Origin of the sequence: Acinetobacter sp. YH12227 (genome assembly GCF_013417785.1) — a bacterium.
Classification (GTDB): domain Bacteria; phylum Pseudomonadota; class Gammaproteobacteria; order Pseudomonadales; family Moraxellaceae; genus Acinetobacter; species Acinetobacter gandensis.
The window spans coordinates 40,574-62,474 of the sequence record NZ_VPDH01000010.1 but is presented as its reverse complement, the minus strand read 5'-3'; the positions used below and the strand labels follow the sequence as shown (position 1 = coordinate 62,474).

Genomic DNA, 21,901 nt, shown 5'->3' with positions numbered 1-21,901 from the left:
CTAGACAAAATGACACCAAATGAGTTTTACTATGATCAGCTACCCCAACAAAACAAGGTGGCTTAACTAGAGCGGAATATCACTTATAAATACGCTTTTAGTTGTTCAAACAAGTGGGACCACCTCTCATCTTCTAGTACATAACACGCCATACCATGAATTTGACTTGGCTTACCTAAAGTTAAGGTTGCAGAATGCATATCTGTATCCAAACCATGACCCGCAGGCTCTACACCTACCAATTTCACATCTGCTTCATTTAAAAATGCGCTGAATGCACCGACTGCATTTGAACCTCCACCAACACATGCAACGACATAATCTGGATTAGAGCCAAAGCGGTCATTCGACTGAACTTTAATTTCTTCACCAATAATTGCTTGAAAGTCACGCACCATTTTAGGAAACGGATGTGGGCCAACCACAGAACCAATCGCATAAATGAAATTTTTCGGATCTTTTAAATATTCTTCAAACGCACTATCCACAGCATCTTTTAATGTTGCGGTACCACGTGTAACCGAAATCAGGTTTGCACCTAAAATCTTCATTTTCACCACATTAGGGTGTTCTTTTTCAATATCAACCTGTCCCATGTGAATTTCACAGGGAATACCTACAAGTGCACATGCTGTAGCCAATGCAACACCGTGCTGCCCTGCGCCTGTTTCAGCAATGACTTTGGTTTTACCCATGTATTTTGCTAAAAGTGCTTCACCTAAACAGTGATTAATTTTATGTGCACCCGTATGATTTAAATCTTCACGTTTAAGATAAATCTGTGCGCCACCTAATTTATCTGATAGACGCTTTGCATAGAACAATGGACTTGGACGGCCAACATAGTGTGCAAATAATTCTTTTAATTCATTTTGGAATTCTTCTGTATGACGGATCTGTTCATAAGCAACATTAATGTCGTCCATTGCCTGCTTTAAATCAGGTGGAATAAATTGACCACCGTATTCACCAAAGAAACCTTCTTCGTTGGGTAAAGCAATGCCATTAATTTGATGATCCATCGTATTTCCTTCGCTCTAAGAAATTAGGTATAAAAAAGACTGCTCCGATACTAACGAATTTTGACTTTATACAACAAGTCAAAACGCATCTTCTCACTAAAAGCAGTCTATTATTTCCACAGCCTACCGCATTAAAATGATTTAACGCGCTAAATATTTTGTCATATCTTCTACACCCTTAAGGGTCATCGGATACATATGATCTTCAAATATTTGCTTAATCGCACCAATCGTTTGGGTATAGTGCCAATAGTTATCTTCTTCAGGATTTAACCAAGCTGTTTTATCAAAGTGATTACGTAAACGCTGTAACCAAACTTGTCCTGCTTCGTCATTCATATATTCAACTGAACCGCCCGCAGAATTTAACTCATACGGTGCCATACTGGCGTCACCTACCACAATCACCCGATAATCCCGTCCATAGGTATTAAACAAATCCCACGTATTCATACGTGAACTTGAACGACGGATATTATCTTTCCATACATAATCATATAGACAGTTATGAAAGTAAAAATATTCTAAAGTTTTAAATTCAGTTTTGGCTGCACTAAATAGCTTCTCACACTGTGCAATATGTGCATCCATAGATCCACCAACATCAAACAACATCAAAACTTTGATGCGGTTACGACGTTCTGGCACCAATTGAACATCCAAAATACCTTGTTTGGCTGTTTCACGAATAGTGCCGTCAATATCCAATTCTTCTGCTGCACCTTGACGCGCAAATTTACGCAATCGACGTAATGCCATTTGCATTTGTCGACTACCCAAAATTTGATCGTCATCCAAATTGCGATATTGGCGTTGTTCCCAAACCTTAACGGCAGAACGCTTACGCCCAGGCCCACCAATGCGCACACCTTCAGGATGATCACCATAAGCACCAAAGGGCGATGTCCCTCCCGTGCCTATCATCTTGTTTCCACCCTGATGTTTTTTATGTTGCTCACGCAAACGTTCTTCAAGCATTTTCATGAGTTCTTCTAACGAACCCGCTTTCTTTAATTCTTCGCGTTGTTCAGGAGTTAAATGCTTTTCAATAAGCTCTAGATCAAACCAGTCTTTTGGCAGCTTATGAACCTGATTCAGCAATTCATCTAAATCAAACGTTGCAATGCCATCAAAATAATCTTTCATCGCTCGGTCAAACTTATCAAAGAAGCGCTCATCTTTTACCATGACGGTTTTTGCAAGCTGATAAAATTCGTCTTGATTCGCAAAAACAAGCCCTGCTGCAACCGCTTCATTAAGATCAATGAGTTCTCGTGTCGATACTGGCACGCCATATTTTCTGAGGGTATAAAACAGTCGCACAAACATAGGCGAGTAAAATCCAATAAAATTAATTTTTCGGAAGGCCAAACCAGTTAATTGCATGAGATATTTTTATGCGTTATGCAACTGAGCTAGCCTCTATACTGCACACATTATGAAAAATTGCACTTAGCAAGTAAAGCGAAAAGCTTTCACTGCCTATTCATATCATTCGAGCTGACATTATTGAGATTTTGAGTTTCTAAAGGTAAATGACAAGGAAAAGCTGTACCGATTAAAGTTTGCTGAAGCGCAACGAATTTATGGTTGATGTCGGCATGCTCCTGTTTCAGCTTTTGCATATCCACTTCCCGCGTAAAACCCATTTCTCGACGGTATTGCTGATATTCTTTAAAATTCGTTAGTATAAAATCATAAAATTGCTGCTCATAATACTTCGAGATACATTGCTTAGATTGGATCGCCTGTTGAACTATTTCATTCTCAGCTTGCCCCATTAGCTTTTCTTCTAATTGTTTTTCGGCCACTTGTGCCCAATAGCCATCTTTTATCAATTGATCATGTGTTTGTTTAAATGTATCTGCATCCATCGCTGAAATTTGTACAGAAATGCAGCTTAAATTTATTATCAGCGCCATTGTAAACAGCACATGAAATTTCATCTTTGAAAACTTAAACATAAAATACAGACCTGTAGCCTTAATACATACAAAAGAAAAGCCGGACAAACCGGCTTTAAATTTCAAATATGCAACTTAGCGACGTGACATAAATGCTAAACGTTCAAGCAATTGCACATCTTGCTCGTTTTTAATCAACGCACCATACAACGGTGGAATTGATTTTGATTTATCAGTGTTACGTAAAATATCTTCTGGCATATCATCTGCCATCAATAAACTTAACCAATCAATCAACTCAGACGTTGAAGGTGGTTTTTTCAGGCCTGGAATTTGGCGTAACTTAAAGAACACTTGTAATGCTTCAGATACCAATGTGTTTGAAATATTATCAAAATGTACATCGATGATTTCACGCATGGTCGCTTCATCAGGGAATTCAATATAATGAAAGAAACAACGACGTAAAAAAGCATCTGGTAATTCTTTTTCATTATTCGAAGTAATAATCACAATTGGACGCTGTGCCGCTGTGATTGTTTCGCCAGTTTCATAGACATAGAACGACATTTTGTCGAGCTCATGCAATAAGTCGTTAGGAAACTCAATGTCTGCTTTATCAATTTCATCAATCAATAAGACACAGCGTTCTTCGCTAGTAAACGCTTCCCAAAGCTTACCCGGCTTAATATAGTTTTTAATATCATAAACACGGTCGTCACCAAGTTGGCTATCACGTAAACGTGAAACAGCATCATACTCATACAGACCTTGCTGTGCTTTCGTGGTTGATTTGATATGCCATGTAATCAGTTTAAGGCCCAAGCTTTCAGCTACTTGTTCAGCCAACAGGGTCTTACCCGTGCCAGGCTCACCTTTAACAAGGAGCGGCTTTTGAAGTGAACGAGCAGCTTTTACAGCCAGTTTTAAGCTATCTGTAGCGATGTATTGCGCTGTACCAGTAAATTGTTGCGTTTCAACAGACATGACATAACCTTATTTTTTTATTTAAAGCGGTGAAGTTTTCTTTTTTACAACCTGTGTAGGCTTTGTAGCAGCATATCGTGACCAGAAATAACCAATCACCAAGCCAATACCAACCACAAACATAATCAGAGATAAATTTGACCAAACTAATGGCTGATCTTTCGTCAACACACCAAAAATCAAACCAAAAATAGCCGGTGCAATTGAAGCATTGGTTCCAGCAGAAACAGTTGGTGTTAATAAAATAGCAAATACCAATAACCAACCTATTGCACCAAATGGCTTAGGTACGCGCTTCATGAGCCCATACCAACACAACAATGCAATCAACGCTCCCCCAAGGTATACCGTGATTGCAATGCTGCTTTCAGGAATTGAGTCCAATACAGTTACTACACCATTCATTTCACAACTCCTGAATTATTGTTATGCACCACGCAAGCCTTCTGGAGCTACTGCGTTTGGATCGATTAAACCTTCAGGCGGCACTTGAATAAAGAAGCCTTTGGTTTCAATTGAGTCCATAACATGCAACACATTAACACGTGCAAGTTTACGAGACTCTGTCAACTCTAAATCCATAACAAATGTCGCACGGCCAAAAGCTTTACGTAACGCTTCAGACAATACATCTAACGGATCGGCAGCTTCAGCTTCGTTTTCTTTCACTTCAGGGCGAGCAACGTAAAGATACATTTCATCTTTTTTGCTCGATTTGTAGATAGAACAGAACATAATTGAATCAATACTCATAAATCGCAAGGCAAAGGATACATCAAAAAAAAGACTGATACATTAGTGTTTATTAACGCATCAGTCGTGAATTTGTATAAGTGATAGTTCTTTAATCAATCTACCCTATTCCATCACCTTCATTTGACGTGATAGATACGTTTCATCTGCATGTAACACCTCTATTAAAGGCTTAGTTAACAAATCATAACGCCAGCCCAATAAATAGTTTGGCAAATCTTGTTCATCATTGTGAAAGACCACGTGTTGATACAAAGCATTTAGCCATTTTTTACGCATCAGCACTTCTTTCGGAACAGTGGTTTCATGCACAGCCTGCTGAATCACTTCATCTACACGCGCACCAATATCCTGCGAAGAGTGACGAATAGGACGCGCCATACGTAGTGGCCATTCTGCTTGCTCAGGTAAGAACTTCAATAAATCCAAAATAGTCTTGCCATGTTCGCGCACGATATTGGCACGAATGTCTTTAATTGAACTCAACTGAAAATTATTACGTGGATTTTTTTCAACCATATCAATAATAGTTGAATTTTTTAAAATAAAACTACGCGGCTGATTTAACGCCTTCACCATTTGCTCACGCCATACCGCTAAATGCTGAATTTGCATAAGCTGACGACGCGAATGGCGATAATTACCAATATCATGATAAAGCTGATGGATTGGTGTTTCTGTACCAATTTCACGCGTTAAATTTTTACAGTCTTCAAGCACACAAGTTAATAAACTTTTTTCAGCCAAATCTTTTTGGATATTTTGACTCAAATTCATTAAATAATGCACATCATTCGCTGCATACATCATTTGTTCAGGTGTTAGTGGTCGAGCTAACCAATCAGAGCGTGTTTGATCTTTATCAATATCAACATTGAGCATGGTTTTAAGCGCATTTTGATAACTCACTTGCAAACCATGTCCTAGGAATGACATTCCAACTTGAGTATCAAATACATTTTGCAAAGACTTGTTCTGTGCATAATGATAGATCAAATCAATATCTTCACTGCATGCGTGAAAAATATTTTGCTGTGCGTTAAACAATTTGTCCCAAAACTGAGTCAAATCAAGGGTTGTACCATCAAGTAAATACACCTGATTTTGCACATTGATTTGAAAAAGTCCCAGTTTTGGCCACAAGGTATCAACTTTAATAAACTCGGTATCGAGTCCATAAATTGAGTTCTGGTTCATCAGATTTAGAACTGTATCTAAGTCCGTTTGCTTTTGAATAAATTGATACATAAATTGCTGAGTCTAATATTAGATGCTCTTTGAGCTTATCTTAACCGATATATAATATTTTTCTATAAGGGTTGATTAAATTTTGAGTATTTATTTCCGTTATATCGGTTTTTTATAAAATAATTCGTTTTTCTGTTATCGTTATAAACTATAACTAATTTAATAATTTAAGAAAAGCGAAACGAATTTCGCTCTACCTTTATTTCATTCTCATGCGGTTGTGTACAGCCTGACTGAGTGTATGGCTATCAACATATTCTAACTCACCGCCTTGTGGTACACCTTGCGCAATACGTGTCATTTGCACTGGTAAATGCTTGGTTGCTTCAACAAGATAATGTGCTGTTGCCTGACCTTCAACCGTGGCATTTGTCGCCAAAATAACTTCCTGAACCTTTCCATCACTTAAACGATGTACCAAGTGTGGAATACCAATTTCATCTGGCCCAATACCATCGAGTGGTGATAGATGCCCGCCAAGGACATGATATTTCCCTCTAAAGCTTCCACTTTGTTCAATCGCCATGACATCTGCTGGTGACTCAACTACACATAATAATTGCTCATCTCGCTCTGTAGATAAACAAATATTACATACTTCATCTTCAGTCAACGAATGACAGATTGAACACTCATGAATATAGTTCGTAGCTTCAGTCAATGCATGCGCTAGACCAATTGCCCCTTCTCTATTTTTCATGATTAAGTGGAGTGCCATACGCTGAGCCGATTTCGGCCCAACGCTTGGCAAAATCCGCAATGCCTGTACAAGTTGATCAAAACGATCACTAAACATTGGGATATTTCCTTAGAATAGACCAGCTAGACCTGGTGGTAGACCCATACCTGAATTTGCAGATTTCATTTTTTCTTCTGCCACCGCTTCAGCTTGACGAGAAGCATCATTCATTGCTGCTGCAATTAAGTCTTCAATCATATCAGCATCATCTTGAAGTAATTCAGGGTTGATTTCGATACGTTTAACAACATGGCGTGCAGTCATCGTTACTTTCACCAGGCCACCACCTGCTTCAGCATGAACTTCGACTTGTGCAAGCTGTTCCTTGGCTTTTTTAATGTTGCTTTCAGCTTCTTTTTGCATGCGCTGAGCTTGCTGCATGAGCATATTAATGTTCATAAAAATCTCCGAACAAAACTGACTAATTGAGTTTAGATAAGATCTAAACCGCGTGAAATATCGCGAATAATATCATTAATATCTTCTAAACCAACAGATACGCGAATTAAACCTTCGCTAATACCTGCAACTTTCTTCGCTTCTGCTGACATACGACCATGTGATGTCGTTGCTGGGTGTGTAATGGTTGATTTCACATCGCCCAAGTTACTTGTAATTGAAAGGAATTTAGTATTATCAATTACAGTCCAAGCACCTTCACGCTCACCTTTTACAACAAATGATACGACACCGCCGAAACCTTTTTGTTGCTTTTTCGCCAAAGCATGACCTTCATGATTTGGAAGACCTGCATAATAAACTTTTTCAACTTTTGGATGTGCATCCAACCATTCAGCCAAAACTTGTGCACTTTCGCAATGTGCTTTCATACGTAGACTGAGTGTTTCTAAGCCTTTTAAAAAGATCCATGCATTAAATGGACTCATAGAATTACCAAGTGTACGAATTACACCAGTAATTTCTTCCATTAATTTTGCACTACCCACAACCGCGCCACCTAAAGCACGACCTTGACCATCAATATATTTGGTTGATGAGTAAATCACGAGATCTGCACCAAATTTAATTGGCTGTTGTAATACAGGTGTACAGAACGTGTTATCTACTGCAAATAAAGCACCATGTGCATGTGCAATATCAGCAATCGCTTGTAGGTCGCCTACTTGCGCTAATGGATTTGATGGTGTTTCAATAAATAAAAGGCGCGTATTCGGTTTGATTGCTTGTTTCCAAGCATCTAAATCTTCTAAATCTACAAATGTAACGTCTACACCAAATTTGATGACATATTTTTCAAATAGAGAAATGATTGAACCAAAGACTGCACGTGAACAAACAACATGGTCACCAGACTTTAAATAGGCCAAAGTAATCGCATGTACACCTGCCATACCCGAACTTGTGGCAACGGCTGCCTCAGCACCATCTAAAACAGCTAAACGTTTTTCAAACGCTTGAACAGTCGGGTTGGTATAGCGTGAATAAGTATTGCCTTCAATTTGACCTGAAAATTTTGCGGCTGCGTCTGCGGCGCTTTCACAAACAAAAGATGAAGTCAGGAAAATTGGCTCACTATGCTCACCCTCAAAAGTACGAGTATGACCTGTACGAATCGCAAGCGTTTCTAATTGATATTCGATGTCGTCTTGTTGGCTCATCTGCATTACTCAGTCTCTGGGACTGCCTTTTGTGAAGAATTGCCAATATTTTGAGCGTCTAAGCTATTTAAGGTCAAGGAATAATACGCAAATATCGCTTAGACTTCGATCAATCCTACAAGGACTCAGGCAATTGACAGTTATGCACCCATTCAAACAAAAATTTATGACGCAGCAGAAAAAATTTAAGCACCTGTCTACTCGGGTATTTAATGCTAAATCGCTCATACTTTCACAATCCACGCCTTTTGAAGTCATTACCGAATATAAACATGCCAAAGTTCGATATTACGCTTCACCAGAACGTAAGTTTAAAGAACCTTTGGTTTTTGTCGCACCTCTTGCCATAAATATGTCAATTTATGACCTGTATCCTTATCGTTCTCTTGTTAAACATTTTCAGCATAGTGGATTTGATGTTTACCTTTTGGAATGGGGCAAACTCAGCTATCAGGATCGATTCTTAAACTTTATGTCTTTTATTGACGACGTCATTCCATACTGCATTGATCAAATCTGTGAACATGCCGATAGCCGTTATATTTCTTTACATGGTTGGAGCATGGCAGGCGTTTTTGTCACACTTTATACAGCACTTCACCAACCTGAACATGTCAAAAACCTGATGGTAATGGGTGCACCAATAGACAGTTATGCTTCGGGTAAAATTGGTACTTTATTTAAAAAAACCAATCAAATCATCTCGCGTAATAAACGACTTCAAGACACCTTTTATACAGGTAAAATTCCGAAGCATTTTCTGCATACACCAGGCCTAGTCAATGCGCTCGGCTTTAAAATTGTGGACCCTGTCGGATGGTTTAAGAGCCAAAAACAATTTTTATCTAATTTAGACAATGTGCATGATTTATATGAACACGCAACCATGGGCAACTTTCTCAACCACATGATCGACTATCCTGGCGGTATTAATCAGGACATGGTGTTTAATGTCTGGCTGCAAAATCCACTAAAGACTGGCGTGATTCAGTTAAAAGAACAAAAAATTGAACTTAAAAATATCAATTGCTCTTTACTTATTGGTGCCGGTAAAACCGATCAGATTGTGACTGCAGATGCAGCAAAGCCTTTAAGCGAATTGACAAATAGTCATGATGTCACGTTTACTCTGATTCCCGGTGGTCATCTTGGTTTAATGTCGAGTTCTAAAAGCGCGAATATTTTCTGGCCTGAAATGACCACATGGTTAGAACAACGATCAAGTTTAGTGAAAGACAATATTTAGAGGGTAATTATGATTCAGTCAGTAGCATTTATCGGCTTAGGTGTAATGGGTTATCGAATGGCAGCGCACTTGCCAAAGCAATTTGATACTGTCTACGTATGGAATCGTAATTTTGCTAAAGCAGAACAGCATGCATCTGAGTTTGGCACACAAGCAGTCTCACTAGAGCAAGCCGTTCAAGCCGACGTGATTTTTTCATGCTTACCGATCAGCCAAGATGTCGATAATCTAATTGCAAGTGTTCAACTCAAAGCTGGTTCTATTTGGGTAGATTGTACCAGCGGTGTGCCTGAATCAGCACAAAAGCTTGCTCAAATTGTTAAATCACAAGGAGTAGATTTTTTAGATGCACCTGTCAGTGGTCAAACCATTGGTGCAGAAAATGGCACACTTACTGTAATGGTCGGTGGTGATATAAAAGCTTTTGAACGTGCACTTCCAGCAATGCAGTGCTTTGGAAAATTGATTAAACATGTAGGGGCATCTGGTGCAGGATTCGCTGTAAAAGCTGTAAACAACATGTTAATGGCTGTAAATCTTTGTGCCGTCGCAGAAGGCTTTACTACACTCAAAGCACATGGCGTTAATCTCAATGAAGCCTTAGACTGTATTAATGCATCAAGTGGCAAAAGTATGGTCACTGAAACCGTTTTACCGCAGCGTATATTAAATCGTCAATTTCCATTAACCTTTGCACTTCCGTTACTTGCAAAAGATACTGGCATTGCAGTTGATCTTGTTCGCCAAGCAAAACTGTCCGCACCCGTGTTATCATTAACACAGAATCTAATACAGGCAGCCAGTGATTTATCTGAAGAAAATAGTGACTTTTCCACTGCCGTAACTATGTATGAAAAATGGAGTAAAATTACAATTGAGTAATATCTCGCCATTGAATAAAGATAAATAACCATAATATTGTACTCTAGTGTCAAACACACATTGTTACAAATGACTGAGGAAACTCTCATGAACAAATTTACCCTCGCAACTTTGCTAGGTGCTGTAACGCTAATCGGGGCTTCAACTGCTGTACTTGCTTCAGAGCAAGAATGCCAGAAGTTAAAAAATGACCATGATGTGATTTATGCTTCAAAAGGTTTCTGCTTTAAAGATCCTGATGCGAAAGCGAAGTTCGGCAATGACAATTGCTACACAACTAAGCCTAAATTTTCAGAAAAAGAGCAACAACGACTTGACGCCATCAAAGAACGTCAGAAAGAATTGAACTGTAAATAATTACGATTCAGTTTAGCTCAAGGAATTTAGCAATGACTTATGATGATCAAAATATTTTTGCACGTATTTTACGTGGTGAACTTCCCGCATTTAAAGTTTATGAAGACGAGCAAGTACTCGCTTTTATGGATGTAATGCCTCAGGCTGAAGGTCATACTCTAGTCATTCCGAAAACTCCTGCTGTTACTCTCCTCGACCTAGATCCAGAGGCTGCTGCATATACCATCCAAATTGTACAAAAAGTTGCGAAAGCAATGGAAAAAGCTTTGGATGTAAAAGGTATTGTCTTAATGCAGCTCTCTGGTGCAGCGGCGGGCCAAACCGTTCCGCATGTTCATTTCCACCTTATTCCAACGTCAGTCCATGAGTTAGGCAAACATGCCGCTCAACTGGGCGATATGGAAAAAATCAAAGCAATTGGTGAAAAAATTAAAGCTGCACTTTAAAATTCACACGAATTTTAAAGTGTCATAAATGGAGCTTCGGCTCCATTTTTTGTGTTCCCATAGATCAAAAATAAAAATAACATATTAAATTTTAATATTTTTTAAATTTACCCTCATACATTTCACGTCATAAAACTGTCACTTATTCTTCACCTCACTGTCACAAAGATTGCAGATACTGCTTAGCAAGTTAGTGAGCTTCTGTAAAGATTTGTACATAAGCAAACTATAAAAAAAGAGTCAGCTAGGCACATGCCATTTAAAATAGTTTTGGAGAAATCTCAATGAAAAAATTGCTTCTCGCTGCAGCAGTTACAACCTTAAGTATTAGCGCAGTGCAAGCAGCGCCAACTTTATATGGTAAGTTAAACGTTACCATTGACCAAGTTGACAACTCTGATTTCAAAGGCAACAACGTTACAGAAATAAACTCAAATGCTTCACGTCTTGGGGTGAAAGGCGAAGAAAAATTAACAGATAAAATTTCAGCAGTATATTTAGCTGAGTGGGAAGTATCCACTGATGGCAACGATGATAAAGACTGGGGTATGCGTAACCGCTTTTTAGGTCTTAAATTTGCAGATATTGGTACATTAAAAGCTGGTCGTTATGACTCATACTTCAAAACAGCAGCAGGCAAATATCAAGATATCTTTAATGATCACAACCACCTCGACATCACAAGCACAATGTATGGTGAAGATCGTTTAAATAACAGCATTGGTTTTGAAACAGACAAGAAATTACTTGCAGGCCTTCAATTCAACATTATGGCTGAACAAGGTGAAAGCTCTACTGAAGCGACTGAAGGCACTACAGGCAATGATAGCAAGCGCAATGGCTTTGGTGATGCAATCTCAACATCTTTAACTTATGAAAATAAACATCTAGGTTTAGCTGCGGCGCTGGCTGGAAACTTCGGTGCTCAAGGAAAATACAATGGTCTTGATGGAAAAAAATATTTTTCAAATGCAGTACGTGTGACTGGATCGTACGACTTAGGTAAAGCAGGTGTTGATGGGTTAGTGGTCGGTGCTCTTTACCAACAAGCTGAACCAACTGATGATGTAATAGACTATAAAGGTTTAGAAGAACAAGCTTGGTTAGTTTCTGCGACCTATAGCATTCCAAACACCCCTTGGGCTGTAAAAGGTCAATATCAATCTGCTGAAACAACAGCGGACAACATAAAAGATCGTACAATCGATCAATACGGCATTGGCGTAGATTACAGCTTCAACAAACAAGCACGTCTGTACGGTGTTCTTGCACAACAAGAGCGCGATTGGAAAAATGGACCTGAAGAAGATGATACAAAAACCGTATTGGGTCTAGGTATGGAATACAACTTCTAATTTCTTCTTGATGGCTTAAAAAAGACATACCTCGCTATGTCTTTTTTTTATTGAGAAAATTTATTAAATGTAAATTATTTCAAATTTATACAAAAAAGTGTGATGCATATTACTTTATATTTTTCAGCAACTTAGAATAATATTTAGCCAAACCCCAGCTATAAAATATTAAGACACATTAATCATGACTAAATTAGTTGGTATTAATTTCATTGTATTTTTATATTAATTAGATGTTCATTTTAAGTAAATATAAGTAATTTAGTCAGGATTAATTTTCCAATAAAATATGACTAAAACAGTCAGAATATATCATTTATACACAAGTATTTTACTTGGATATTTTTCACATAAAATTAGTTTATTTTTTAACTATTTAAAATCATAAGCCATTGTTTTAATTTAAGTTAATAATATATTTTTATTTTAACTGTTCTAGCTATTTCCTTTTTGTGTCATTTTGTTAATAATATAAAACAACTTCAAGAAATAGGCTTGTCTCAATGAGCTTAACCTTCAAAGATTTAAATCGTCGTGTGGTCAAAGAAATAACTGCAATTCTAATAATTAAAGTCATTCTTTTAATGATCATTAAGAACATCTGGTTCGACGCCCCAACTATTCCCAAAAATTTTGACAATCAAGTTGCCGAGCATATTGCTGGCAGTCCTTCTCAAATCAAGGAGACACGTTGATGATTTCTGAAAGCGTGGTCGATCTTTCGCGGTTCCAATTTGCAATGACCGCGATGTATCACTTTATTTTTGTTCCACTGACTTTAGGTCTGGCTTTTATTCTTGCCATTATGGAAACCACGTATGTGATTTCAGGTAAAGAAATTTATAAAGACATGACTAAATTCTGGGGAAAACTCTTCGGTATTAACTTCGCATTAGGTGTTACTACCGGTTTGACCATGGAATTTCAGTTCGGTACTAACTGGGCATATTACTCACACTATGTCGGTGATATATTCGGTGCTCCATTGGCCATTGAAGGTTTAATGGCATTCTTCCTTGAATCAACTTTTATTGGTTTATTCTTCTTCGGCTGGGATCGTTTATCTAAAGTTCAGCATTTGGCTGTGACTTGGCTGGTCGCACTCGGTTCGAATATGTCAGCCTTATGGATTTTGGTTGCAAATGGCTGGATGCAAAACCCTGTTGGTTCTGCATTTAACTATGAAACCATGCGTATGGAAATGGTGGACTTTGGTGCACTCATTTTCAACCCTGTTGCTCAGGTTAAATTTGTCCATACTGTTTCTGCTGGCTACGTAACTGGCGCAATTTTCGTTCTAGCCATTTCAAGTTACTACTTACTGAAAAAACGTGATTTACCATTTGCGCGTCGCTCTTTCGCCATCGCTGCAATCTTTGGTTTAGCGTCTACACTTTCAGTAATTTTACTGGGTGACGAATCTGGTTACGAAATTGGCGACGTTCAAAAAACAAAACTCGCTGCAATTGAAGCAGAATGGGATACTCACCCTGCACCAGCACCGTTTACTTTATTTGGTATTCCAAACAAAGAAACTATGTCTACAGATTATGCCATCAAAATTCCTTATGTGATGGGTATCATTGCAACACGTTCAACAACCAAAGAAGTGACAGGTATTAAAGACCTGATCGTTCAACATGAAGAACGTATTCGTAACGGTATGGTTGCATACTCTCAGCTAGAAAAACTTCGTGCAGGTGATACCTCTCCTGAATTAAAAGCTGCATTTGCTGAATCACAAAAAGATTTGGGCTACGGCTTATTGCTTAAGAAATACACTGACAACGTAGTTGATGCATCTGACGCGCAAATTAAAGCCGCTGCGAAAGACACTATTCCGCACGTTCCAAGTTTGTTCTGGGCATTCCGTGCAATGGTTGCTTCTGGCTTCTTGATGCTACTGTTATTCGTACTTGCAACATTTGCTGTAGGTAAACGCAATGCTGAAAACAAACCATGGTTATTGAAATTTGCCTTGTTTGCACTTCCACTACCTTGGATTGCTGCTCAAACAGGTTGGTATGTTGCTGAAGTTGGCCGTCAACCATGGACTATTGGTGAAGTCCTACCAACTCACCTTTCAGCTTCTAGCTTAAGCACTGGTGATGTATGGGGTTCAATCCTTGCATTGGCCGCGTTCTATACTGTACTTCTTATCATTGAAATGTATTTAATGATCAAATTCTCACGTCTTGGCCCAAGCTCACTTCACACTGGTAAATACCATTTTGAAAAACTTGAAGCTGCGAAAAAGGCAACTGAGGAGTCACAAGCATGATCGAATATGAATTACTCAAAATAATCTGGTGGGTGCTTGTGGGTGTACTACTCATTGGCTTTGCCCTTACAGATGGCTTCGATATGGGTTCAATGGCAATCATGCCATTCGTAGGTAAAAAAGACGAAGAACGTCGTGCGGCAATCAATACGATTGCCCCACATTGGGACGGTAACCAAGTTTGGTTCATTACTGCAGGTGGTGCGTTATTTGCTGCATGGCCTATGGTTTATGCAACAGCATTCTCAGGCATGTATTGGGCACTATTACTGGTTTTATTTGCCCTGTTCTTACGCCCAGTTGGCTTTGACTACCGTTCTAAACTTGAGAACACCAAATGGCGTAACTCTTGGGACTGGGGCCTAGCTGTAGGTGGCGCTGTTCCTGCATTAGTATTCGGTGTAGCTTTTGGTAATATGTTCCTCGGTGTTCCTTTTACACTAGATGAAACTGTACGCTCAACTTATACAGGGAGCTTTTTCGCGCTACTTAATCCATTTGCCTTGGTATGCGGTATTGTAAGTTTATCTATGCTTTGCGCGCACGGTGGTGCATGGCTCATGCTACGTACAGATGGCGACTTACGTGCACGTTCTGCTAAAGCGACTCAAATTATGGGTATCGTTTTCTTGGTTTGCTTCTTGTTAGCAGGGGCTTGGTTATACTTCGGCAACATTCAAGGTTACACTTTGGTTCAACCTTTTGATACCAATGGCGTTGCTAACCCATTAGCCAAAGAAGTCATTACTAATGCTAATCCGGGTTGGATGAACAACTACAGCACATATCCAATTACTATGATTGCTCCAATCATGGCAATTTTGGGCGCTTTAATAGTCATCCTTGCCGCTGGTAAAGGTAAAGCTGGTTTTAGTTTCCTTGGTTCAAGCCTAGCAGTAACAGGTGCGATTCTAACTGCTGGTTTTGCACTATTCCCTTTCCTAATGCCTTCAAGCCTTAATCCAACTGTAAGTTTGACTATGTGGGATGCGGTATCAAGTAAAAATACGCTGACTGTAATGACAGTTGCTGCATGTATTTTCGTACCACTTATTTTGTGTTACACCACTTGGTGTTATTACAAAATGTGGGGCGTGGTCACTAACAAACATATTGAAGAGAATTCACACAGCCTCTACTAAGGCTGTGTCTAAGGAGATAAAACAATGTGGTATTTTGCTTGGATTCTCGGTATTTTGATGGCCTGCTTTGCTGGCGTACTCAGTGCCTTGTATATTGAACATCATCAAGATCTAGATGAGGAATAACAAATGACTGAAGCTGCAATCGAAAAACCTCGTGTAGAAAAAAAACCAAATAAGTTTGCAATGGTCATTTCCTGCCTATTGGCTTTTCCTTTGGCAGCCGTGTTACTTGTACATCCAGCTGCAATGCTGGACGATCAAGGTGGATATAGTCATCGTGCACTAATGTTCATCATGATTGGTATTTCTGGTGGTTTTGTCCATGGTGTTGGCTTTACACCACACCATTGGTTTTGGAAATGGCTGTTTAGCCCGTTTCTATCGTGGCCACTGATGATCTGGGGTTATTACACTTGGTTCTTCAGTTAAATAAAAAAGCCCTCATTGACTGAGGGCTTTTTTATGGTTCGTTTTTCTTGGATTCTACATTTCAGCCATGACACCAATAATCCCATTAATAATCATATCTACCGCAATAGTCCCAATCAGTAAGGCCGACAGTCGCCCCACAATATCAACATAACGGTCAATATATTTGGCATGCTTGTAACGCAAATGGTCATGCGCAAATTTCATTAAAATCATCAAGCCACAGGTCAACGCCAAAGTCAGGAAAATAATCATGGCCGCGCCGCTGATTGGCAGTGCCATACCGGTCACCACAGCAGCACTGATGGTTCCTGGACCAATCATAAAAGGCATGGCAATAGTTCCTGCCAAATGCTCAGGCGCACCACGCATTTCACCAATGGTATCTGCTCCCTGAAACACGTAGCGATAACCAATCACCAAGAAGATCAGACCACCAAATATTTGAAAGGCTTCAAAGCGTACATTTAAATATTTACTAAAAATCGCTTCCCCACCCCATGCGAACAGCATAAATACTATAAAAGCAATGAGACAGCCCTGAATCAAGGCCTTATTAAACACTTTAGCTTCGGAGTTCCGAATCATGCCAATCATGTAAATACTCATTAAAAACGGATTCAGCAATGAGAAAAACAAAGCAAAAGCATGTAAATATGAGGTCAACATGGTTCCTCCTAATTATCCTTGAGGGTCTGGAAATAAGGGACGATTCCCCGGACTGATTCGATTGATGTGTAAGAAGGTCATGTGACGTTCATAACGATCCAGCACATCATTAATCACTTGCTCTTTGGTGTACCCGACTAAGTCGTTGCCTTGAGAACCTTCATACAAATAAGTTTCAAGACGGTAATAGAAGCGTTTACCCAGTTTGCCACGCTCACTAAAGGTCGGCGCGATATAACGCACTGGCCAAATTTGATAGACAAAGTTTTGCTCTTCTTCCAAATGAATCATCAAATCTAAATGATACAGATTTGGGTCTTCTTCTAGCGCACTTTCTTGAACACTGATGTCGATACCTCGTTTTTGCATTTCTTCTGCAACGGCCATTACCGCAGGTCGGCAGATGTCATCGAGCATACGCCGAGTATCAGTTGTTCCTGGATGGTGCATGACTCGGGACAAACGCTTTTTCCAGTTGAGGATGTCGACATTGCCCACCACGGGTGCGGCATTTAAGCTGCTACTGGCTTGTCGATAGTCTTCTAACCGCAGTGATTTATACAAACCTGCCATCACCAAGAACATCACAAAACTAAACGGCAACCCCATAATAATCGTGGCATTTTGTAGTGCCGTAATCCCGTTAGCCATCAACATTGCAAGGGTCAATAAACCAATCGCTATTGCCCAGAACACGCTCAACCATCGCGGTGCATCATGATCGACATTGGTAAATTGAGTGGTGAAATTACCCAATACCAGTGCACCAGAGTCCGCTGAGGTCACATAAAATAGTAAACCAGTAATTGTGGCTACACCTGCAATAAACGGAAACCATGGATACTGTGCTAGCAAGTCATAAAAACCATGTGCTGGGTTGGCAATGACACTTTGTGCAAGGGCTAAATTACCATCAAAAATCACACTATGTAGTGCACTATTTCCAAAAATTGATAACCACGTAAGTGTGAAAAACAGAGGAATAATGAGAGTTCCACTAACAAACTCACGAATGGTTCGACCACGTGAAATACGTGCTAAAAACAAACCTACAAATGGTGACCAAGCCACCCACCATGCCCAAAAGAATAATGTCCAACTGTTCATCCATTCTTTCGGTTGTTGAAAGGCAAAACTCTCCAAAGTCATACTTGGAAAACGGTTAATGTAATCCCCAATATTTTGCACAAAAGCATTCAGTAAAAACTCGGTATTGCCTAAAAACAAAATAAATAGCATCAACCCGACAGAAACATAAATATTGATCTCAGAGAGAACTCGCAGTCCCTTATTCACCCCTGAAGTCACTGAAATAATCGTCATTGCCACCGCAACCACAATTAATGCGGTTTGCATCCAGAGGTTTTCAGGTAAATCGAACAACACATGTAAGCCATAGTTCAGCTGTACTACCCCAATCCCGCAGGTTGTCGCAATACCAAAAATAGTCCCAATGACCGCAGCGGTATCAACACTATGACCGATCGGCCCATGAATCTTATTGCCAAAGATTGGATATAAAGCAGAGCGAATGGTCAGTGGTAAGTTATAGCGATAACTAAAATACCCTAATGCCATGCCAATCAAGGCATACATACACCATCCCGTTAGACCATAGTGAAACAGGGTCCACACCATGCCTTGACGTGCAGCTTCTAGGGTCTGACCCTCACCCACAGGTGGATGCATATAGTGGGATAAAGGCTCCGCTACCGAGAAAAACATCAAATCGATGCCTATCCCAGCTGAGAACAACATTGCAGACCAGCTTAAAAGGCTAAATTCTGGCTTGGAATGTTTGGGGCCTAATTTAATGTTGCCGTAGCGAGAACAGGCAATAAAAATGACAAAGACCATATACAAGGTCGCTGCGAGTAAGTAATACCAACTAAAAGTTGAACTTACCCACGCCAAAACCGTATTCAAGGTTCGGTTAGCAAAGTCATTAAACAAAATGGTGGTAATAGAAAAAATTAAAATAATGAGAGCTGAAATATAAAAGACCACACCATTTAAACGGTCTTTAGGCGCTAATGTTTGATCATCAACTGCTCTTGGATTATCTGTCGCCATACAATCCTCAAGAAAGTAAATAAAAAAAGACAAAAGCCAATTTTTAAACTTCTCGTGGTCGAGAGCTTAAAAATCGACTAACGAAAACGACAGTATTTTTATCAGGAATAAAAACGCTATCTTCTTTAAACCTGAAGGTCTAAATCATTTATGCGGTACATTTGCTACACAGTTTTAAAATGTGAGCCACCCTTGTTCATCGATATTTTGATAGGAATCTTACACATGTCTCCCTTCAACATGACTATAAGAGCTTTCTCAACTCGAGAAAAGTATAAAACCGTAAGCCTATAGCTCATCAGCTCACTTTTCTGAAAGATGTCCTGAGATTAAACCTTATGACACATCCTTTTGATAAATAAACAGTTATGTGGAATATCCAAAGCAATTTAGCAGTATTTTGCTTTGAATGTAACCATAAGTGTACTTTTTATTGATTGAACGTTCAATCAATAAAAAGTATCATAAAAAAATGCTATGATGCTTTCCATGTAAGTTATTGAATCTAACGCCTTTAAATTTAAGGCAAATTGTTCTGGATTGTCATGAATAAACGTAGAGTAAAACCTGAGCATGAGCGCCGTGAAGAAATCATTAATGCTGCCTATGCAGTCATTTATGAAGTGGGCTTATCCAACACCACTATTGCTCAAATTGCGAAAAAAGCACAGCTTTCTACGGGCATTGTGAGTCATTATTTTGGCGATAAACAAGGCCTCATTCACAGTTGCATGCGCCAAATGCTGAATGTCTTAGCCAAGACTACGGCGAGCTATAAAGCAAAGGTGACGCAGCCCAGTCCAGAACATTCGCTCAAAGCCATTATTGATGCCAACTTTGACATCAGTCAGGTCAACAACACTGCTATGCGGGTTTGGCTGGATTTTTGGTCTGCCAGTATGCACCTAGCCGATTTAGGTCGACTGCAACGAATTAATGACCAACGGCTTTATTCAAATTTGAAGTTTCATTTCTTGCAGCTCATGCCAAAGGCCCAAGCAAGCCAAGCCGCTAAAGGGCTAGCAGCACTGATTGATGGATTATGGTTACGTGGAAGTTTAAGTGGTCATCAAGCATTTGATCGTGATTTGGCACGTTCTATTGCATACGACTATGTCGATATGCAACTTCGCTTAATTCAACAGATACGGCAGGAACAACAAAATGAATAATGTACAGCTTCACTCGCTTTATATTCACGGACAATATTTCAATGCCACCAGTGGTCAAACCTTTGACAGTATCAATCCTGCCACAGGTCAAGTCATTGCCACTATTCAGCAAGCCTCTAAAGCTGATGTCGATTCAGCTGTGCAAAGTGCTGTACAAGGGCAGCGTGAATGGGCTGCCAAAACTGCGGTCGAGCGTGCCCGTATTTTACATCGTGCAGTCGATATTTTACGCGCACGTAATGACGAGTTAGCTCGCCTTGAAACACTCGATACAGGGAAAGCCTTCAGTGAAACTTCTACTGTGGACATTGTCACTGGTGCAGATGTTTTAGAGTACTACGCAGGACTTGCAACGGCCATTCAAGGTGAACAAGTACCACTACGTGAAAGTAGTTTTTTCTACACACGCCGTGAACCTTTAGGTGTAGTGGCAGGGATTGGTGCTTGGAATTATCCAATCCAAATAGCACTTTGGAAATCAGCTCCGGCCCTCGCCGCAGGGAATGCCATGATTTTTAAACCTAGCGAAGTGACCCCTCTTACCGCCTTAAAGTTGGCAGAGATCTACACTGAAGCAGGCGTACCTGCTGGTGTTTTCAACGTGGTACAAGGTTTTGGTGCTGAAGTGGGTCAATGGTTGACTGAACACCCCGACATTCAAAAAATTTCGTTCACAGGTGGTGTGGCAACGGGTAAAAAGGTCATGGCCAGTGCTGCGGCTTCTAGTCTCAAAGAAGTCACCATGGAGCTCGGTGGCAAATCACCTCTCATTATTTGTGCCGATGCCGACCTTGAACGCGCAGCCGACATTGCAGTGATGGCGAACTTCTTTAGTTCAGGCCAAGTGTGTACTAATGGCACCCGTGTATTTGTACCACAAACCCTCAAGGCAGCATTTGAACAGGCAGTAATTGAGCGTGTCAAACGTATCCGCATAGGTGACCCGATGCAGGCTGAAACCAACTTTGGACCTTTAGTCAGCTTTCCGCACATGGAAAAAGTCTTGTCTTATATTGAGTCGGGCAAACAACAAGGTGCGACTTTATTGATTGGTGGACAACGTGGCACTGAAGCAGCACTTGCTCAGGGCGCATATGTTTTACCGACCGTGTTCACCGACTGTCATGACGACATGCACATTGTGCAAGATGAAATCTTTGGTCCAGTCATGAGCATTTTAAGCTATGACAGTATTGAAGAAGCTATTCAACGTGCCAACAACACCAGTTATGGTTTAGCCGCAGGTGTGGTCACACAAGATATTTCCCAAGCACATCGCATTATTCATCAGCTTGAGGCAGGTATTTGTTGGATCAATACATGGGGCGAATCCCCTGCTGAAATGCCTGTAGGTGGTTATAAACAGTCAGGCGTTGGACGTGAAAATGGTATCACCACACTTGAACACTATACCCGCATCAAATCAGTTCAAGTTGAACTGGGCGCATACCAAAGTATTTTTTAAAGTCTGAATTTTAGCCATCTAAATCCTTACTTCCTTTTATTTATTATTTTTTTCATCCTCAACTCAACATGTGGCCACGTTCTCATGCAACGTGGTCCTGCCATAGAAA

General features: G+C 39.9%; 23 protein-coding genes and 1 pseudogene. 12 read left to right on the top strand and 12 right to left on the bottom strand.

All coding sequences use genetic code 11. The features are described from left to right. Positions 1–125: 125 nt before the first annotated feature. The 10 genes and pseudogenes from trpB to FTV09_RS03790 all read right to left on the bottom strand — a co-directional run. Positions 126–1,022, bottom strand: a pseudogene (trpB, locus tag FTV09_RS03835) (tryptophan synthase subunit beta); the annotation flags it as partial. A 141-nt stretch (positions 1,023–1,163) separates the two neighbouring features. After that, positions 1,164–2,351 carry a VWA domain-containing protein gene (locus FTV09_RS03830; RefSeq protein WP_180056812.1) on the bottom strand — a complete coding sequence of 396 codons (1,188 nt, stop codon included), beginning with the start codon at positions 2,349–2,351 and terminating at the stop codon, positions 1,164–1,166. A 146-nt stretch (positions 2,352–2,497) separates the two neighbouring features. Then, on the bottom strand, positions 2,498–3,052 hold the full coding sequence (locus tag FTV09_RS03825) for a hypothetical protein (RefSeq protein ID WP_180056810.1): 555 nt from the start codon (positions 3,050–3,052) through the stop codon (positions 2,498–2,500). Between the two features lie 9 nt (positions 3,053–3,061). After that, complete coding sequence (locus tag FTV09_RS03820; RefSeq protein ID WP_180056808.1) at positions 3,062–3,913, bottom strand: MoxR family ATPase; 852 nt, start codon at positions 3,911–3,913, stop codon at positions 3,062–3,064. Positions 3,914–3,934: 21 nt separating this feature from the next. Continuing rightward, positions 3,935–4,318 (bottom strand): hypothetical protein, encoded by a 384-nt coding sequence (locus tag FTV09_RS03815; protein ID WP_067767080.1) that lies wholly within the window; start codon positions 4,316–4,318, stop codon positions 3,935–3,937. Positions 4,319–4,339: 21 nt separating this feature from the next. Further along, positions 4,340–4,648, bottom strand: coding sequence for a YcgL domain-containing protein (locus FTV09_RS03810; RefSeq protein ID WP_067767594.1), 309 nt, complete (start codon positions 4,646–4,648; stop codon positions 4,340–4,342). A gap of 123 nt (positions 4,649–4,771) precedes the next feature. Next, the gene (locus tag FTV09_RS03805) at positions 4,772–5,914 is read right to left on the bottom strand and encodes an HRDC domain-containing protein (RefSeq protein WP_180056806.1); all 1,143 of its coding nucleotides are present in this window, start codon (positions 5,912–5,914) and stop codon (positions 4,772–4,774) included. A 199-nt stretch (positions 5,915–6,113) separates the two neighbouring features. Next, positions 6,114–6,710, bottom strand: a complete 597-nt coding sequence (gene recR / locus FTV09_RS03800) for a recombination mediator RecR (RefSeq protein WP_067767086.1) — start codon at positions 6,708–6,710, stop codon at positions 6,114–6,116. 12 nt (positions 6,711–6,722) lie between these two features. Then, entirely contained in the window at positions 6,723–7,052 is a 330-nt protein-coding gene (locus FTV09_RS03795; RefSeq protein ID WP_067767089.1) for a YbaB/EbfC family nucleoid-associated protein, read from the bottom strand. 32 nt (positions 7,053–7,084) lie between these two features. Then, a complete protein-coding gene (locus FTV09_RS03790; protein WP_180056805.1) occupies positions 7,085–8,272 on the bottom strand; it encodes an O-succinylhomoserine sulfhydrylase in 1,188 nt (395 codons plus the stop codon). A gap of 142 nt (positions 8,273–8,414) precedes the next feature. On the opposite strand from FTV09_RS03790, the gene FTV09_RS03785 reads away from it, so the two are divergent. The 10 genes from FTV09_RS03785 to FTV09_RS03740 all read left to right on the top strand — a co-directional run bounded on the left by FTV09_RS03785 (position 8,415) and on the right by FTV09_RS03740 (position 16,413). Next, a complete protein-coding gene (locus tag FTV09_RS03785; RefSeq protein ID WP_180056818.1) occupies positions 8,415–9,518 on the top strand; it encodes an alpha/beta fold hydrolase in 1,104 nt (367 codons plus the stop codon). A gap of 9 nt (positions 9,519–9,527) precedes the next feature. Continuing rightward, positions 9,528–10,400: an NAD(P)-dependent oxidoreductase gene (locus FTV09_RS03780; protein WP_180056804.1), complete on the top strand. Its 873-nt coding sequence runs from the start codon at positions 9,528–9,530 to the stop codon at positions 10,398–10,400. Between the two features lie 87 nt (positions 10,401–10,487). Next, positions 10,488–10,757 carry a YARHG domain-containing protein gene (locus FTV09_RS03775; RefSeq protein WP_180056803.1) on the top strand — a complete coding sequence of 90 codons (270 nt, stop codon included), beginning with the start codon at positions 10,488–10,490 and terminating at the stop codon, positions 10,755–10,757. A gap of 32 nt (positions 10,758–10,789) precedes the next feature. Next, on the top strand, positions 10,790–11,203 hold the full coding sequence (locus FTV09_RS03770) for an HIT family protein (protein WP_180056802.1): 414 nt from the start codon (positions 10,790–10,792) through the stop codon (positions 11,201–11,203). 284 nt (positions 11,204–11,487) lie between these two features. Continuing rightward, on the top strand, positions 11,488–12,558 hold the full coding sequence (locus FTV09_RS03765; RefSeq protein ID WP_180056801.1) for a porin: 1,071 nt from the start codon (positions 11,488–11,490) through the stop codon (positions 12,556–12,558). Between the two features lie 503 nt (positions 12,559–13,061). Then, on the top strand, positions 13,062–13,253 hold the full coding sequence (gene cydP, locus FTV09_RS03760; protein ID WP_180056800.1) for a cytochrome oxidase putative small subunit CydP: 192 nt from the start codon (positions 13,062–13,064) through the stop codon (positions 13,251–13,253). Continuing rightward, a complete protein-coding gene (locus FTV09_RS03755; RefSeq protein WP_180056799.1) occupies positions 13,253–14,839 on the top strand; it encodes a cytochrome ubiquinol oxidase subunit I in 1,587 nt (528 codons plus the stop codon). The genes cydP and FTV09_RS03755 overlap by 1 nt, the downstream gene beginning before the upstream one ends. After that, complete coding sequence (cydB, locus tag FTV09_RS03750; RefSeq protein ID WP_067767117.1) at positions 14,836–15,981, top strand: cytochrome d ubiquinol oxidase subunit II; 1,146 nt, start codon at positions 14,836–14,838, stop codon at positions 15,979–15,981. Before FTV09_RS03755 ends, cydB begins: the two co-directional genes overlap by 4 nt. Before the next feature lie 24 nt (positions 15,982–16,005). Then, complete coding sequence (gene cydX / locus FTV09_RS03745; RefSeq protein WP_002120988.1) at positions 16,006–16,107, top strand: cytochrome bd-I oxidase subunit CydX; 102 nt, start codon at positions 16,006–16,008, stop codon at positions 16,105–16,107. A gap of 3 nt (positions 16,108–16,110) precedes the next feature. Beyond that, on the top strand, positions 16,111–16,413 hold the full coding sequence (locus FTV09_RS03740) for a cyd operon YbgE family protein (RefSeq protein ID WP_067767119.1): 303 nt from the start codon (positions 16,111–16,113) through the stop codon (positions 16,411–16,413). Between the two features lie 54 nt (positions 16,414–16,467). On the opposite strand, the gene FTV09_RS03735 is transcribed toward FTV09_RS03740, so the two are convergent. Together FTV09_RS03735 and FTV09_RS03730 are read right to left on the bottom strand one after the other, a co-directional pair. Next, a complete protein-coding gene (locus tag FTV09_RS03735; RefSeq protein ID WP_004981851.1) occupies positions 16,468–17,082 on the bottom strand; it encodes a MarC family protein in 615 nt (204 codons plus the stop codon). A 12-nt stretch (positions 17,083–17,094) separates the two neighbouring features. Next, a complete protein-coding gene (locus FTV09_RS03730) occupies positions 17,095–19,155 on the bottom strand; it encodes a choline transporter (RefSeq protein ID WP_067767122.1) in 2,061 nt (686 codons plus the stop codon). Between the two features lie 545 nt (positions 19,156–19,700). On the opposite strand from FTV09_RS03730, the gene betI reads away from it, so the two are divergent. Together betI and betB are read left to right on the top strand one after the other, a co-directional pair. Further along, on the top strand, positions 19,701–20,327 hold the full coding sequence (gene betI / locus FTV09_RS03725; RefSeq protein ID WP_078424925.1) for a transcriptional regulator BetI: 627 nt from the start codon (positions 19,701–19,703) through the stop codon (positions 20,325–20,327). Then, complete coding sequence (gene betB / locus FTV09_RS03720; RefSeq protein ID WP_180056798.1) at positions 20,320–21,792, top strand: betaine-aldehyde dehydrogenase; 1,473 nt, start codon at positions 20,320–20,322, stop codon at positions 21,790–21,792. Before betI ends, betB begins: the two co-directional genes overlap by 8 nt. The last annotated feature ends 109 nt before the right edge of the window (positions 21,793–21,901 follow it).

Bases quoted from the DNA above. Each gene is read 5' to 3' on its own strand.
- FTV09_RS03830 (WP_180056812.1), bottom strand. From the start codon at position 2,351: ATGTTTGTGCGACTGTTTTATACCCTCAGAAAATATGGCGTGCCAGTA.
- FTV09_RS03820 (WP_180056808.1), bottom strand. From the start codon at position 3,913: ATGTCTGTTGAAACGCAACAATTTACTGGTACAGCGCAATACATCGCT.
- FTV09_RS03815 (WP_067767080.1), bottom strand. From the start codon at position 4,318: ATGAATGGTGTAGTAACTGTATTGGACTCAATTCCTGAAAGCAGCATT.
- FTV09_RS03810 (WP_067767594.1), bottom strand. From the start codon at position 4,648: ATGTTCTGTTCTATCTACAAATCGAGCAAAAAAGATGAAATGTATCTT.
- FTV09_RS03805 (WP_180056806.1), bottom strand. From the start codon at position 5,914: ATGTATCAATTTATTCAAAAGCAAACGGACTTAGATACAGTTCTAAAT.
- recR (WP_067767086.1), bottom strand. From the start codon at position 6,710: ATGTTTAGTGATCGTTTTGATCAACTTGTACAGGCATTGCGGATTTTG.
- FTV09_RS03795 (WP_067767089.1), bottom strand. From the start codon at position 7,052: ATGAACATTAATATGCTCATGCAGCAAGCTCAGCGCATGCAAAAAGAA.
- FTV09_RS03790 (WP_180056805.1), bottom strand. From the start codon at position 8,272: ATGAGCCAACAAGACGACATCGAATATCAATTAGAAACGCTTGCGATT.
- FTV09_RS03785 (WP_180056818.1), top strand. From the start codon at position 8,415: ATGCACCCATTCAAACAAAAATTTATGACGCAGCAGAAAAAATTTAAG.
- FTV09_RS03780 (WP_180056804.1), top strand. From the start codon at position 9,528: ATGATTCAGTCAGTAGCATTTATCGGCTTAGGTGTAATGGGTTATCGA.
- FTV09_RS03775 (WP_180056803.1), top strand. From the start codon at position 10,488: ATGAACAAATTTACCCTCGCAACTTTGCTAGGTGCTGTAACGCTAATC.
- FTV09_RS03770 (WP_180056802.1), top strand. From the start codon at position 10,790: ATGACTTATGATGATCAAAATATTTTTGCACGTATTTTACGTGGTGAA.
- FTV09_RS03765 (WP_180056801.1), top strand. From the start codon at position 11,488: ATGAAAAAATTGCTTCTCGCTGCAGCAGTTACAACCTTAAGTATTAGC.
- cydP (WP_180056800.1), top strand. From the start codon at position 13,062: ATGAGCTTAACCTTCAAAGATTTAAATCGTCGTGTGGTCAAAGAAATA.
- FTV09_RS03755 (WP_180056799.1), top strand. From the start codon at position 13,253: ATGATTTCTGAAAGCGTGGTCGATCTTTCGCGGTTCCAATTTGCAATG.
- cydB (WP_067767117.1), top strand. From the start codon at position 14,836: ATGATCGAATATGAATTACTCAAAATAATCTGGTGGGTGCTTGTGGGT.
- cydX (WP_002120988.1), top strand. From the start codon at position 16,006: ATGTGGTATTTTGCTTGGATTCTCGGTATTTTGATGGCCTGCTTTGCT.
- FTV09_RS03740 (WP_067767119.1), top strand. From the start codon at position 16,111: ATGACTGAAGCTGCAATCGAAAAACCTCGTGTAGAAAAAAAACCAAAT.
- FTV09_RS03735 (WP_004981851.1), bottom strand. From the start codon at position 17,082: ATGTTGACCTCATATTTACATGCTTTTGCTTTGTTTTTCTCATTGCTG.
- FTV09_RS03730 (WP_067767122.1), bottom strand. From the start codon at position 19,155: ATGGCGACAGATAATCCAAGAGCAGTTGATGATCAAACATTAGCGCCT.
- betI (WP_078424925.1), top strand. From the start codon at position 19,701: ATGAATAAACGTAGAGTAAAACCTGAGCATGAGCGCCGTGAAGAAATC.
- betB (WP_180056798.1), top strand. From the start codon at position 20,320: ATGAATAATGTACAGCTTCACTCGCTTTATATTCACGGACAATATTTC.